The following is a 13,295-nucleotide window of genomic DNA, read 5'->3' as shown; positions in this document are numbered from 1 at the left end:
TGTCCCTTTAGCTGTTATTTTTCCTTTTTTCTTTTTCTGCCCGATAAAACTCATGAAACATTTTCATTAATGCTCTCTTTTCAATTCTGGAGACATAACTTCTTGATATGCCAAGTTCTTTGGCAATTTCTCTTTGTGTTTTTTCTTTTTGCAGATCAAGTCCGAACCTGCCGACAATGACTTCTTTTTCTCTGTCATCTAAAACATCAATGTACTCCTTCACTTTTTCCAGCTCCATATTTAGCTGAATCGTATTAATAACATCCTCAGATTCCGACTTAAGAACATCAATAAGAGATATTTCATTGCCTTCTTTGTCCTGCCCGATAGGATCATGAAGGGATACATCTTTTTTAGTCTTCTTCAGTGCCCGCAAATGCATCAGTATCTCATTTTCGATACAGCGGGCTGCATAGGTGGCAAGCTTTGTTCCTTTCCCTTCCGAATAGCTCTCGATGGCCTTTATCAGTCCGATTGTCCCTATTGAAATCAGATCCTCAGAATCCTCTCCTGTATTTTCAAATTTCTTTACAATATGGGCAACCAGCCTTAGATTATGTTCAATAAGCATATTACGGGCATGCGAATCGCCTGCAGCCATCAAACGCAGGTATTTCTTTTCATCTGCAGGAGACAGCGGTTGGGGAAATGCATTATTTTTTACATAAGATACAAGAAACACTATCTCCTTAACCAAAAACCCGAGTGCTGTTAAAATACCGGACATCTTTCCACCCCCGCTTATAATGCGTTCAAAAATGCCTATAACTAATTCCTATGTATGGATGGAGTTGTTTTTGTCTGTCCAATTCAGATAATTTCCTCAGAAAAATTTCCTTCCTCATTTTTTCAGCCAATAGACCTTCATTAAAGCTTTTGACAATGATGATAGGATATAATTATTCATGGAATAATTTTTATCGCCTTCATGCGGTATACATAGCTTCGTTTCAAGTTATATAAATAATCAGGAAGAAAGAGGTCTTGATAATTTGAATGGTCAGAGAATAATTTTAGCCCTCGTATTTTTTATTGTTTTTCTTGACAGCCTTGCAAAGTTTATTTTTGAAGGTTTTTCTTTAAAGACCTTGCTGATATTGCTCGCAGTTTCTGGAATTGTCCTATTTCTCTGGATTTATCCTAACAAAAAGGACTGACTTCTCAATTCGGAAGTCAGTCCTATTTTTTATATTTCATATTACTCTATTACGCTTACCTCAGCAGAAATGATGCAGCCGACAGTACCGCACACAACTAATCCCATTACGATCCAGAACATCTTCCACACCCCTTTTTTAATTCCTTATTTTCTTTAATGTAACATGGTTTCTGCTTCAGAATATGGGAGGAATGTGAACATTCTGTTAATCCGCATCAAGTGGATCAGTTCCTTTTCTTTCGGAATTTCAAAGTTAAAATTAAAATATGCAAAGACATGCTCCTTACCTCCTAACCGGTTACAGCTTTGTTAGGTGGAATCTTTCTCCACCCAGAAAATTGCCTGACGTCCTTGTAAAATGTAAATCATTTAACAAACCACCTTTCTTGTTTTTTTGTCACTGAAATTAAAATGGACGGTAAATTGAGAATTGACGATCACGGTTTTGTTCAATAATTTTTTTAGCCATTTGTTCACGAACAACATCTTCTGCTGATACGTGACGTTTTTTAATCGTGACTGTCAAAAATAAGATATTTAATGTCATTAGATATTCCACCTCCTCTTTCATATCCTGCCAAAAGGCATAAAAAAGCCGCAAAGAGATATACTCCCAGCGGCCTGCCATTTAGGCATAAAAAACCGCAGGGCACAATTCTCCCTGCGGCATGGATATGTAATGTCAATAAAGCAAATCTAAGCGATCCATTCCATGTAGGTCGAATTTGTACAATATTTATTTAGCTGTGTTTCTAATACAATTGCAGTTAACATCATTTCATTCGACCTCCTTTTTAGAATTTTCACTTACACTGGTAATTATATCCACGATTATGCAGTTTGTAAACCTTTTTTATTCACTTTTATTAAAAATTTTAATTTATGAAAAAAACGCCCGGAAATCCGGGCGTTGATTTTACTTATTTTCTCATGAGGTATTCCTGGCCTTCATCTTTTTCATTCAATTTCGTTCTGCATCGTTTGGAAAGGATAAAGAAAAGGATTGAGCCTATAAGGAAAGCTGAAGAAGATCCAGCCATTATATATAAATCAGAAACTGTATTGGCAGTGTCAGGGATAATTAAACCAATGTAAAAAAACGATCCGACAGCGAGCAATGAAATTGCAAACCGCTTGAAATCAACCATTTTTTGATATAAGTGCTTTGCTTCGTTCATCATGTATTATCACCTTCTAAGAAAGACTATATTTCTACTTTAACATACTTAGCAAGTTTGAAGGTGATGTAAATAATGTAAGATAGGAAAAAAAGGGAAAAGATTATCCCTTTTTAAAGTTATTTGTTATTCTTAAGGGCATCTACTATCTTCATTACGAGTGTAGCAGAATGAAGTGCTGCCTTCTCCAAAAATTGTTCAAATGTAACATCGGATTCTTTTCCTGCAATGTCTGACAGGGCACGGATGACAACAAAAGGAGTCTCAAACTGATGAGCAACCTGAGCTACCGCTGCAGCTTCCATTTCTACTGCCTGAAGGTCTGTAAATTTATCACGGATATAATCCACTCTTGCAGGATCACTCATAAAGGAGTCACCTGTTGCAATTAACCCTCTTACAACCTGGATATCCCCGATTTCCCTGGCGCATGCTTCAGCAACCTGCACGAGGCTGTGATCGGCTTCGAATGCTGCCGGCAATTGAGGTACCTGGCCATATTCGTAGCCAAAAGCGGTAACGTCTACATCATGATGTCTAACCTCAGTCGAAATTACCGTATCTCCCACATTCAGTTCAGGATTAAATCCTCCAGCTGAACCGGTGTTAATGACATAATCCGGCTTGTACCGCTCCAAAAGAATGGCAGTCGACATGGCTGCATTCACTTTGCCTATTCCAGAACGGAGCAGCACAACATCCGCACCATTCATTTTTCCTGCTGTAAACTCGCATCCGGCAATGGTATCCTGTTGCTTATCTTCTATTTTATCTCTAAGTAAAGTAACTTCCTCTTCCATTGCTCCAATAATAGCTATTTTCATTTTAAAACCTCTTTCTGATTTTTCTATGCTTTGATTACATTCATGGTATTAGCATGCCCATATGATTTATGCAAACTCTATTCTACCATCATAGACGGGATGTTTGCCATTTTCGTAAATAATTCAAGCATTAACCTCTCAGGTTTTGAAAGTTGCCAGACTAAAACTCACCCCATAAAATAAAAGATAGTATCGAAGGAAAGGGGGAATTATGATGAATTTCCAGTTTGATTTGATAGAAGATAAGGTTGAGTTTTATGAGGCTCCTACTTTAAAGGAGCTTGAAAAGAAGATAAATTTACAGATTGAGCATAATAAAGCCATCCTTTTATCTGTCCACCACGTATCGCATCAAATGCATCTTGATGAGAATGGAAAGACTTACTTCTCGGCAGCGGTCCACTATAAAGCAAAAAAATAAGGACGCCTCGGCGTCCTTATTAACTAATTTATTTCATTTAAGACCTCTACCCTGGATGGCTTCCATCCTTCTCCGTCAACCCAGTCTATATAGACACGGTACTTTTCACTTTGATCTTTTGTGGAAATTGTCCCAACAGAGCTGTTGGGCCCATTATTTCCAAGGAACCAAACAGTCATATTCCCCTGATCAACACCTGTAGCATAAGAAATGGCACTGAGCATTTCCTGCCAATCTGCATGATTTTGATCGTAGACAGCAGTATGCTCTCCGGTTTGAGAGGTTCCCACTGGTTTCCATGCTGGATTTTCAATCGTTTTTTCAACGTCAGGCCCGCTTCCGCCTTCTGTTACGACTTGTTCTTTATCTTCTTCAGGTTCCTTTTCAGCCTTCTCTTCTGTTTCTTTTTCTTCTTCTTCAGACTCTTTATCTGCTTTCTCTACGTCTTTATCCTTGTTTTGCTCTATATCATTGCCCTTATCTTCCTTGTTTTTCTCATTTTGCTTCGATTCCGATGCCGTCTGTTCATCGGCAGGAAGTGCCTGGTCATTATTATTACCGCCAAAGAATATTTTGGCTGATACAACAATAATAAGGATGATGACAAGTGCAATAAGGCTATTTAAGATAATATTGGTTTTTTTTCTTTTTTCCCGTTTTCCAAAACGGGATTCTCTGTTATTCCCTTTCAAGACTTTCTCCTCCCCAATCTGTTATCAGACTTATAGGCATAATAAAAAATGAGTAGAAATTATTACCCCAGCCGTCTGCCCGCGGGCTATATCCCAAACAGCGGCTGTCAACATTCTAACATGGAATCAGGTTATCTTAAAAGAAATAACCTATTGTCACATGTACTACCGGCAATTAAATGGACGACAGCAGCATATGGAAAGTTACACTATACCATATTTGTTTACTGGTCTGCAGAGCCCAATGGAGGAGTTTTTTGTTTATGATTATAGTTATAGACTTCTTTGACGATATCAGCAAAGAGCGGATTCACGCCTCCAGTGTCTTCAGTAACCTCCAGATTTACAGTTACAAGGGCATATTTTGGATTTTTATATGGAAAATAACCCGCGAACCATTTATTGTGAAGCTGCTTTCCATCTGCCATTATACCCGTTTCGGCAGTGCCGGATTTCCCTGCAACTTCGTAAGGAAGTTCTTTAAACCAGCGGCCGGTCCCTTCTTCATTGATTACCACTTCCCTTAGCAGCCTTTGAAGCTTCATAGCGGTAAACGGGGCAATTATTTCTCCCTGCAGCTTCTGTTTCTCGAATTCTATTAGGGATGTACTGTTTTTATATTCTATTTCTGAAGCAACCCGGACCATTTCTTTCTCTCCTCCTCTGGCTATAGTTGCCATCATGTTAGCAACAGCTATTGGAGTAGCTCTCACTTCATGCTGTCCAATTCCTGTCAGACCTGCAAAATTACTGTCTTTTTTAGCATCTTCAGACAGAAACACCCGTCCTTTTTCTTCGTCCTGAAGCTGTTTAAAATCGCTGAAGTGATAAATATCTCCCTCCCAGCTTACAGGACCTATTAATGACAGTTTGTCTGCATACTCCTCAAGGAGATCCGGGTTAATATCTTTTAACTCCTTAGCAATGGATGCAAATGTATTATTACAGCTCCTGGCAAAGCTCTCGTCAAAATTCAGCATGCCATGCTGATATTTAAGATCCGGTTCCCCGTTTATTTTCCTGCTGCAGTCAAATTGCCTCTTAGGGTCGTCCAGACCATGGTCAATTGCGGCTGCTGCCACTACCGTTTTAAAAACCGATCCCATGATCTGCTGTTTAATCATATGATTAATCGTCCCTCTGCTTTCTTCATCAAATGGATTATGTTTATTAAGGGATGGACGCGACACCATTGCCAAAATTGAATTAGTCTCTATATCAAGCAGGACAATACCGCCTTTTTGAATCCCATGCTGATCCGCCAATTTTTCAGCCATCATCTGTAAATCATAGTCCAAAGTTGTCCTAATATTGACCGGATAAAAGGGATTTGCCGGCTCAACATATTTTACATCAATGCCAAAAAGGGGTCCTCCAGTTCCATCCACATGATAAACAAGTTTTGAAGCCCCTTCAGGAAGCAGAAATTCATCAAAGCTCTTTTCCATGCCGGTAATGCCGATCATTGTGTCGGAAGACAGATCTTTGTCCGGGTACCTTTCTTTAAGGACGGCCTGATTCTGACCGGTAATTCCGATTAGCTGGGATGCAGGTTTCTCGGAACGGCTGTATTTCTTCTCAACAGCAAAGACACCCGGAATTTTCAAGTCATTGATTTTCTCCATTTGATCGTAAGACAGCTGAATGGGCTCCGGGCTCCCAAATGCAAAAGGTTCTTTTGCATTCTCAACAGAATGCCGCAGAGAATACTCCGAAGCACCCGTAATTTCAGATATCTTTTTTATATCCCAATCCATTCTTGCGAGGAAAGGGAATAATATAAGAACAGATTTATTTTCAAATGTCATGGGATTACCGCTGCGGTCAAGAAAATCCCCTCTCCCGGCATCGATAATCATTTCCTGGGAGCGCTGACGGACACTCGCTTCCAAAAGATTGATTTCCCTGCCTGTAAAATGCTCTGTTGAAACAAGCTGCAGCTGTATCAGCCTTCCCATAAGAAAGCAAAGGACTATGAAACTAACGATTAGCCAGCCAACTGCTCTTCTTCTCCACATAAAAAACACCTCGTCAAAAGTCTTGACGAGGTTTTCTGATTTCAAACCAGCTATTCTTATTTAATGGAAACAATGCGTACGTTCATTTCTCCTCCAGGAGTCTGAACAGTAACTTCGTCTCCAACTGTGCGGCCCATCAGGCTCTTGGCAATTGGAGAATCATTAGAGATTTTTCCTTCAAAAGGATCCGCCTCTGCACTTCCTACGATAGTGTAAGTTTCCTCGTCACCATCCGGAAGCTCTACGAACGTAACGGAACGGCCAAGACCCACAATATCTCCGGCCATTTCTTCTTCTTGAATGATTTTTGCATTGCGGATCATATTTTCAAGAGTGGTAATCCGGCCCTCAACAAATGCCTGTTCTTCTTTTGCTGAATCATATTCCGAGTTCTCGGAAAGATCTCCGAAGCTTCTTGCGATTTTTATACGTTCAACCACTTCTTTGCGTTTAACCGATTTTAAGTATTCAAGTTCCTGCTCAAGTTTTTCTTTACCTGCCTGTGTCATTGGGAAAACCTTTTCTGTAGCCAAAACCTTCACTCCTTCGAATTACACATCCTCTAAAAGGATGTGTTCTATAATGTATGTACTTCTTTTTATCATATTTTCAAGAAAATGAACAGGAGCGCGTCCTTTGTTAAAGGGCGCGCAGATCATCTTTTTATATTGACCGGCTTTGGAAGATTTAGGTGACGGTTATATTGAACCGCGACAAGCAATAGATCTTAAAAAGCCACTCGGTAAAAGGATAAGTCCTATAGAACATTTTCAATGCTATTGTTTCATAAAAATGACTTTTGTTCAAGAATTGTTTGAATTTTTGTGACCATTAAATCGATGGCAACGTAATTATGCCCGCCTTCGGGAATAATGATGTCAGCATATCTTTTCGTCGGCTCAATAAATTGATTATGCATTGGCCGTACAACATTTACATATTGTTCAATGACTGAATCCATGGTGCGTCCCCGCTCTTTTATATCCCTGAATAAGCGGCGGATAATCCGCAGGTCTGCATCTGTATCTACATACAATTTCATGTCCATCAGATTACGGAGCCTCTCATCCTCAAGAATCAGAATGCCCTCTAAGATGATGACATCCTTTGGTTCGACTTCAATTACTTCTTCAGACCTTGTATGCATGGCATAATCATATACAGGCTTTCTTATCGGCTCATATTTCAGCAGGCTTTCAATATGTTCAATAAGCAGGTCGTTGTCAAATGCAAGCGGATGGTCATAATTTGTCTTCAGTCTTTCCTCGAAGGGCAGATGAGTCTGATCCTTATAATAATAATCCTGTTCGATCATAAGGATTGAGTGCCCTTTGAATCGGTCATAAATCGCTTTAGTTACGCTCGTTTTTCCTGAGCCGGAACCGCCGGCCACCCCAATTACAACGGGTTTGCGTTTCATTGATTAGAGCTCCTTTCGCATCATGTTGTCAGGGTATACCGGCTTATCAACTTTAAATTGAACAATTTGAAGCGGATGGCGCGCTGCATCCAGCTCATTGCCTTTTTCATCCCATATTTTATCGATGACTTGTGTAAAGTTTTCAATTTCAGGGCCGAAGAATTCTACTTCCTCTCCAGGCATAAATTTGTTTCTCTGCTGAAGGGTAACAATTTGTGTTTCCGGATTGTAATCCAGCACAAGCCCGACGAAATCGATATTCGTCTTTTTGCTATGATTTCCAAACATTTGCTCTTTATACCCAGGAACCCCTTCAAAGAAAGCGGTCGCTGTTTCGCGGTTTGCACATTTATCAAGCTCTTCAAGCCATTCCTGCTTAATCTGGAAGTTGTCCGGATCTGCACAATAGGCATCAATCACTTTGCGGTACACGCTTACTACTGTTGCAATGTAATGGATGGATTTCATGCGTCCTTCAATTTTTAAACTGTCAATTCCCAATTCAATCATACGCGGAATGGATTCAATCAGCTTAAGATCTTTAGGACTCATCGCAAATGGAGCATCTCCTTCGGTGTATAAAGGAACTTCATTTTCTCCTTCAAGCTGATATAAATCATAATCCCAGCGGCAGGACTGGCAGCAGCCACCCCTGTTGGAATCACGTGCAGTCATATGGTTGCTGAGTGTGCAGCGCCCGGAGTATGCTATACACATCGCCCCATGAATGAAGGTTTCAATTTCAATATCAACCTTCTCCTTCATTTCTTTGATTTCTTCCGCACTTGTTTCACGCGCAAGGACGACACGCTCCAATCCTTCTTCCTTCCAGAACTCGACTGCCTTCCAGTTGGAGAGGGATTGCTGTGTGCTTAAATGCACTTCTATCTCTGGTGCAACACGGCGGCAGGTTTCAATGATCAGCGGATCTGCCACAATGATTCCTGCAACTCCTGCTTCTTTAAGTCCCAGCAAATAATCCTCAAGACCCTCAATATTTTCGTTATGAGCAAAAATATTGGTTGTAACATAAATCTTCGCTCCGTATTTTTTGGCGAATTCGACGCCTTCTTTCATCTCTTCAAAAGTGAAGTTGCCTGCGTTTGAACGAAGGCCGTATTCCTGACCGCCGATAAACACAGCGTCGGCACCATAGTGAACGGCAATCTTCAGCTTTTCAAGGTTTCCAGCCGGAGCAAGCAATTCAGGCTTTTTTACAATAACCCGTTTGCCGTTGACAATTTCGGAAATTTTTTCTTTTACCGCTGTCATAGAGCTTCCTCCTCTTTCTTTTTTAATATAGTCAAATCAGTAGACAGTTTCTTTGAAGAAGAATCCAGTATCAATCGGACGATTCGCCGGCTGAATTTCTTCAACTTCAGTGAGAAGGCCGTCTTTTATGTCATCGTATTGTTCCGGGTCTTCGACACATAGATCAATAGCTTTTCTGTAGAGCTTAGTCACTTCAATAATATACTCAGGAGTTTTTAATATCCCGTCAATTTTAAATGAATCAATGCCCGCTTCAATCATTTCCTGCAGTTCATCTATAATGCAGATGTCATTAGGACTCATGATATGAGTGCCATTGTCATCTTCGAAAATCGGGTATTTATTTTCCCGTTCCTTATCGTGAAGGAACATATTTTTTTCCTGTTTGCGGTTTTCAACTTCCAGAGCTTTCCCCTGGTATTCATAATAATTGCCCAGCAGGGAGCGCTTTGATTGGAACATGGCAGTCATGCCATGAACCTGCACTTCAATTTCCACTTCGGCGTTTTCTTTCATTTCAATGATGGCATCCATATTAATCTCTCTTGCCAGGACTGCGCGTTTAGCGCCTTTTCTGCCCCAGTAGTTGCATGTATACCAGTTTGTTGCAGTAGTTTCTGTATTCCAATGGAGCTTCATGTCCGGGGCAGCCGAACGGGCGGCCATTAACACAGCCGGATCCCCAAAAATGACTGCATCAGCATTTATTTCTTTTAAAAAACTGATATAGCCTTCAAGCTCAGGCACTTTATCATTATGAAATAAAGCGTTCATCGCCACATACACTTTCTTTCCATGCCTGTGTGCAAGTTCAACCGCTTCTTTCACATCTTCCCTCGTGAATTCCCCCGCAAGTCTCAGTCCATATCGCTGTTCTCCTACAACAAAGGCATCTGCACCTGCAGATACAAGGGGCCCGATATCTTCAACACTTGTTGGCGTTACCAACAGTTCAGGTTTTTTCATTATAATCACCTCTTTTTACTAATTGCCACGCCATCCCCAACAGGCAAAATAACTGTATGATATTCAGGATGACTCATTAACCATTTATTAAACACATCAATTTTTCTTACCATATTCCGGATACGTTTATTTTCAATATCTGCTTCACACACAAGGCCTTTGAAAAGGACATTGTCTGTAATAATCACGCCGCCATCTGAGAGAAATCGTGAATAGATTTCAAAGAACCGCTGATATTGGCCTTTTGCTGCATCAATAAATATAGCATCATAGGGTCCGTGCTTTTCAACGTCTTCCTCGACTTCCAGGGCATCTCCCTTAATGATGATGATTTGCTCCTTTTTCCCGGCTTCTTCTATATACTTTTCGGCAAGCTGGTAACGTTCAGCATCGCGTTCAATCGTAACAATTTCCGATTCAGGAACTGCGAACGCCATTCTGAGTGCTGAATAGCCGATTGCCGTGCCTACTTCAAGTATCATTTTCGGTTTTTGAATGCGCAAAAGCTGAAGCATCGCTTCGATTCCTGCCAGCTCCATAATTGGAACATTGTGCTCCTTGGCGTACTGCTCCATTTTGTCCAGTAACTGGGGTCTTTCAGGTATTATTTCCTCTATATATGCATGCAGCTTATCGTTCATCAAGCTGGCATCACCTCGATCAGATGGAATTTTATTGTCAAGCTGCGGCTTCAGATGCTCTCGCAGTCATGTAGACACTGCCATAGCTTAGTCTGCGTCCCTGAAAAGCAATCGCCTCAGCTTTGCTATTTAGACATGAAAAAATAGCGTTCACAGATAGGATGTGGAAATGCGCTATGCGGCATTCCGGCTTACGTGAGCCAATATCCATGCTTGTCCGTGATTTACGCTATCGCGAAGCTTATATAAAACACCTGATCTATTTTACCATAAGTAAAAGGGGAATGCTATATCTGCACATTCCCCTTTTACTAATTTAATTATTCGATATATGCTGTGCTTTTTTTTGATTATGCTCATCCAGTGTCTTTGAGAAAAGCACTTCTCCTGTTGATGTGGCCAGGAAGTATAGGTAATCTGTTTCTGCAGGCACCAATGCTGCTTCAATTGAGGACACCCCGGCATTTGCAATAGGTCCGGGCGTCAGTCCAGGGTACTTATATGTGTTGTATGGTGAGTCGATCTCTAAGTCTTTATATAGGACCCTTGATTTATGTTCACCATGTGCATACAGGACAGTTGGATCTGTCTGCAAAGGCATTCCTGTGTCAATCCGGTTGTAGAAAACACTCGCAATCTGATCACGGTCTACTTTCGCCGTTGCTTCTTCCTCTATGAGCGATGCCATTGTCAATAATTTGTGCGGAGTGTATTCCTGCTTCTCCATATCACCGCTATACTTTTTAATAACTGAAGCCGTTTTATCAAGCATAACTTTAACAATTTCCTCTATAGTCTGATCTTCTTTGTAAAAAGGATAGGTTGCCGGGAATAAGTAACCCTCAAGAGGATATTTAATATTCTCAGCCAGGATTTCATTTGTCAGCAATTCAGGATATTCTGCCATTAAAGATTTAATAAAAGCTTTTTCATTAAGTTGTTTCAACACATCTTCTGGTTTTTTATCAGTTTTTTCTGCAATGATCCCTGCAATCTGCTCAAGCTGTTTTCCCTCTGGAATGGTGATCTTGAATGCAACTTCTTCCATTACCTTACCTGTTTTCAAGCTATCCAGAATCTCCTCCATATTCATGGAAGGCTTCAACTGATATTCTCCTGCCATAAATCCAGCTTCATTTTTAAATTTCACATAATATTTAAAAACACGTGCATCCCTGATAATTCCATTTTCTTCAAGAACAGTGCCGATTCCCGTCACAGATGACCCGATTGGTATCTCTACTTTTCTCGGCTTATTATTATCGGGATCAACAGGCTTTAAAGCTGAATTAATATAAAAATATCCCCCGCCGAGCACTGCAGCAGCTGAGATTAATAATATGATTGCAACTATCAGTACAATTTTACGGACTACTTTTGCTTCGCCTTGCCGCTCAATCATCTTTTCGCGCATTATTTCTTTTTTCCCTTTTTGATCGTCTGCCGACATCACATATCCCCCCGTTAAAAAGACGTTGGCTTCTTTGGAAATGAACTAGCATGTTTTCTTGCCAACTAGCCTAAGAAATCGTATTTTCTTTTTGTTTCTGAGACATCACGGGCTTATTATACTATATTTTCTTTTGTAAGTCGCAGGATATTACAAAAACCAATAAGATTCGCCATTTTTTTCCACATATTGCACTTTCGGTTTATTCCGCTCCAGCCGAAAAAAGAAGCAAATAAAAAACTGGCCCGGGGGCCAGTTTTATTAATCTTCCTGCTCTTCAAGGAATGTGTTTAGCATTTCTTCAATTAGATCCCATTCCTCTTCTGTCTCGATCGGCTGCAGTTCGCCATCCTTGCTGTCTTCGCTTGGGCTGAATGCTGAAGCGTGAATTTCAATTTCTTCATCATCATTTTCATCTGCCCCAATTGGGTAATAAAGGACATATGACTTGCCGAATTCTTCCGAATCAAACGTGAACAATACTTCGCAAAGCTGCTCGTTGCCTTCCTCGTCAATTACAGTAATGTTGTTATCTCCATGATTCATTTCTGTTCACCTCATTAAATTTGGCTATTTAAAAAGCCTTGTAAAATCATGACGGCTGCCATTTTATCAATGACTTTTTTCCGTTTCTTGCGGCTGACATCTGCTTCAAGCAAAACTCTTTCAGCTGCCATTGTTGAGAGACGCTCGTCCCATAATACGACCGGAAGGCCAAATAGCTTCTCCAGCTCTGAAGCAAAGAACTGGCTGGCTTCACCGCGTGGGCCAATGGTTCCATTCATATTTTTAGGCAAGCCGACAACAATCTTACTGACTTCATGCTCTTTTATTATTTCACCAATTCTTTCAAAACCAAACTCTTTTTCTTCCTCGTTGATTTTGATGGTTTCCAAGCCCTGCGCTGTCCATCCGAACGCATCGCTTAGAGCGACGCCGACTGTCTTAGAGCCGACATCCAGTCCCATAGTCCGCATGTTTACCCCTCACGCTGCTGTTTTAAGTATGATTTAACCAATTCTTCGATGATCTCATCCCGTTCAAGTTTACGGATGATATTGCGGGCATCCTTATGGCGGGGAATGTAAGCCGGATCCCCGGACAGCAGATAACCGACAATTTGATTTATAGGATTATACCCTTTTTCCTGGAGGGCACCATAAACTTGAAACAGAACTTCATTCACATCCTGTTCGATTGGTTCTTCAGGAAAGTTAAACCTCATTGTTTTGTCAAATGAGCTCATATCTTACA

General features: G+C 40.6%; 16 protein-coding genes. 1 reads left to right on the top strand and 15 read right to left on the bottom strand.

What is annotated here, in order from left to right; translation table 11 throughout:
- Positions 1-7 precede the first annotated feature (7 nt).
- The 4 genes from sigK to mtnN form a co-directional block, all read right to left on the bottom strand.
- Positions 8-727 carry an RNA polymerase sporulation sigma factor SigK gene (sigK, locus tag BK139_RS05830; RefSeq protein WP_035331221.1) on the bottom strand — a complete coding sequence of 240 codons (720 nt, stop codon included), beginning with the start codon at positions 725-727 and terminating at the stop codon, positions 8-10.
- An 838-nt stretch (positions 728-1,565) separates the two neighbouring features.
- A complete protein-coding gene (locus tag BK139_RS05825) occupies positions 1,566-1,760 on the bottom strand; it encodes a YrzI family small protein (protein ID WP_286148028.1) in 195 nt (64 codons plus the stop codon).
- Between the two features lie 319 nt (positions 1,761-2,079).
- Positions 2,080-2,340 (bottom strand): YrhC family protein, encoded by a 261-nt coding sequence (locus BK139_RS05820; protein ID WP_076257419.1) that lies wholly within the window; start codon positions 2,338-2,340, stop codon positions 2,080-2,082.
- Positions 2,341-2,456: 116 nt separating this feature from the next.
- Complete coding sequence (mtnN, locus tag BK139_RS05815) at positions 2,457-3,161, bottom strand: 5'-methylthioadenosine/S-adenosylhomocysteine nucleosidase (protein ID WP_076257418.1); 705 nt, start codon at positions 3,159-3,161, stop codon at positions 2,457-2,459.
- A 214-nt stretch (positions 3,162-3,375) separates the two neighbouring features.
- On the opposite strand from mtnN, the gene BK139_RS05810 reads away from it, so the two are divergent.
- Positions 3,376-3,582 (top strand): DUF2536 family protein, encoded by a 207-nt coding sequence (locus tag BK139_RS05810; RefSeq protein ID WP_076257417.1) that lies wholly within the window; start codon positions 3,376-3,378, stop codon positions 3,580-3,582.
- A 23-nt stretch (positions 3,583-3,605) separates the two neighbouring features.
- Here the strand turns inward: BK139_RS05810 and BK139_RS05805 are convergent, their stop codons facing one another.
- The 11 genes from BK139_RS05805 to BK139_RS05755 form a co-directional block, all read right to left on the bottom strand.
- Positions 3,606-4,274: a YrrS family protein gene (locus tag BK139_RS05805; protein ID WP_076257416.1), complete on the bottom strand. Its 669-nt coding sequence runs from the start codon at positions 4,272-4,274 to the stop codon at positions 3,606-3,608.
- 224 nt (positions 4,275-4,498) lie between these two features.
- Entirely contained in the window at positions 4,499-6,292 is a 1,794-nt protein-coding gene (locus tag BK139_RS05800) for a peptidoglycan D,D-transpeptidase FtsI family protein (RefSeq protein WP_076257415.1), read from the bottom strand.
- A gap of 56 nt (positions 6,293-6,348) precedes the next feature.
- Positions 6,349-6,825 (bottom strand): transcription elongation factor GreA, encoded by a 477-nt coding sequence (gene greA / locus BK139_RS05795; protein ID WP_076257414.1) that lies wholly within the window; start codon positions 6,823-6,825, stop codon positions 6,349-6,351.
- A gap of 251 nt (positions 6,826-7,076) precedes the next feature.
- Complete coding sequence (gene udk, locus BK139_RS05790) at positions 7,077-7,712, bottom strand: uridine kinase (RefSeq protein WP_076257413.1); 636 nt, start codon at positions 7,710-7,712, stop codon at positions 7,077-7,079.
- A gap of 3 nt (positions 7,713-7,715) precedes the next feature.
- Entirely contained in the window at positions 7,716-8,984 is a 1,269-nt protein-coding gene (locus BK139_RS05785; protein WP_076257412.1) for a peptidase U32 family protein, read from the bottom strand.
- A 36-nt stretch (positions 8,985-9,020) separates the two neighbouring features.
- Positions 9,021-9,950 (bottom strand): peptidase U32 family protein, encoded by a 930-nt coding sequence (locus BK139_RS05780; RefSeq protein WP_076257411.1) that lies wholly within the window; start codon positions 9,948-9,950, stop codon positions 9,021-9,023.
- Positions 9,951-9,955: 5 nt separating this feature from the next.
- A complete protein-coding gene (locus tag BK139_RS05775; protein ID WP_076257466.1) occupies positions 9,956-10,591 on the bottom strand; it encodes an O-methyltransferase in 636 nt (211 codons plus the stop codon).
- 316 nt (positions 10,592-10,907) lie between these two features.
- The gene (mltG, locus tag BK139_RS05770; RefSeq protein ID WP_076257410.1) at positions 10,908-12,041 is read right to left on the bottom strand and encodes an endolytic transglycosylase MltG; all 1,134 of its coding nucleotides are present in this window, start codon (positions 12,039-12,041) and stop codon (positions 10,908-10,910) included.
- Positions 12,042-12,302: 261 nt separating this feature from the next.
- A complete protein-coding gene (locus BK139_RS05765; protein ID WP_076257409.1) occupies positions 12,303-12,587 on the bottom strand; it encodes a DUF1292 domain-containing protein in 285 nt (94 codons plus the stop codon).
- 14 nt (positions 12,588-12,601) lie between these two features.
- Entirely contained in the window at positions 12,602-13,018 is a 417-nt protein-coding gene (ruvX, locus tag BK139_RS05760; protein WP_048010335.1) for a Holliday junction resolvase RuvX, read from the bottom strand.
- A gap of 2 nt (positions 13,019-13,020) precedes the next feature.
- Complete coding sequence (locus BK139_RS05755; RefSeq protein ID WP_009333061.1) at positions 13,021-13,287, bottom strand: IreB family regulatory phosphoprotein; 267 nt, start codon at positions 13,285-13,287, stop codon at positions 13,021-13,023.
- Between the last annotated feature and the right edge of the window lie 8 nt (positions 13,288-13,295).

It is taken from the genome of Paenibacillus sp. FSL R5-0490 (genome assembly GCF_001956215.1).
Classification (GTDB): domain Bacteria; phylum Bacillota; class Bacilli; order Bacillales; family Cytobacillaceae; genus Cytobacillus.
Note: the sequence above shows the minus strand (reverse complement) of the source record. Positions and strands in the feature narration are given on the sequence as shown.

Excerpts from the sequence above, each read along its gene's own strand:
- mtnN (WP_076257418.1), bottom strand. The coding sequence starts at position 3,161 with ATGAAAATAGCTATTATTGGAGCAATGGAAGAGGAAGTTACTTTACTT.
- BK139_RS05755 (WP_009333061.1), bottom strand. The coding sequence starts at position 13,287 with ATGAGCTCATTTGACAAAACAATGAGGTTTAACTTTCCTGAAGAACCA.
- BK139_RS05810 (WP_076257417.1), top strand. The coding sequence starts at position 3,376 with ATGAATTTCCAGTTTGATTTGATAGAAGATAAGGTTGAGTTTTATGAG.
- BK139_RS05765 (WP_076257409.1), bottom strand. The coding sequence starts at position 12,587 with ATGAATCATGGAGATAACAACATTACTGTAATTGACGAGGAAGGCAAC.
- sigK (WP_035331221.1), bottom strand. The coding sequence starts at position 727 with ATGTCCGGTATTTTAACAGCACTCGGGTTTTTGGTTAAGGAGATAGTG.
- BK139_RS05775 (WP_076257466.1), bottom strand. The coding sequence starts at position 10,591 with ATGAACGATAAGCTGCATGCATATATAGAGGAAATAATACCTGAAAGA.
- udk (WP_076257413.1), bottom strand. The coding sequence starts at position 7,712 with ATGAAACGCAAACCCGTTGTAATTGGGGTGGCCGGCGGTTCCGGCTCA.
- BK139_RS05780 (WP_076257411.1), bottom strand. The coding sequence starts at position 9,950 with ATGAAAAAACCTGAACTGTTGGTAACGCCAACAAGTGTTGAAGATATC.
- ruvX (WP_048010335.1), bottom strand. The coding sequence starts at position 13,018 with ATGCGGACTATGGGACTGGATGTCGGCTCTAAGACAGTCGGCGTCGCT.
- BK139_RS05820 (WP_076257419.1), bottom strand. The coding sequence starts at position 2,340 with ATGATGAACGAAGCAAAGCACTTATATCAAAAAATGGTTGATTTCAAG.
- mltG (WP_076257410.1), bottom strand. The coding sequence starts at position 12,041 with ATGTCGGCAGACGATCAAAAAGGGAAAAAAGAAATAATGCGCGAAAAG.
- BK139_RS05785 (WP_076257412.1), bottom strand. The coding sequence starts at position 8,984 with ATGACAGCGGTAAAAGAAAAAATTTCCGAAATTGTCAACGGCAAACGG.
- BK139_RS05800 (WP_076257415.1), bottom strand. The coding sequence starts at position 6,292 with ATGTGGAGAAGAAGAGCAGTTGGCTGGCTAATCGTTAGTTTCATAGTC.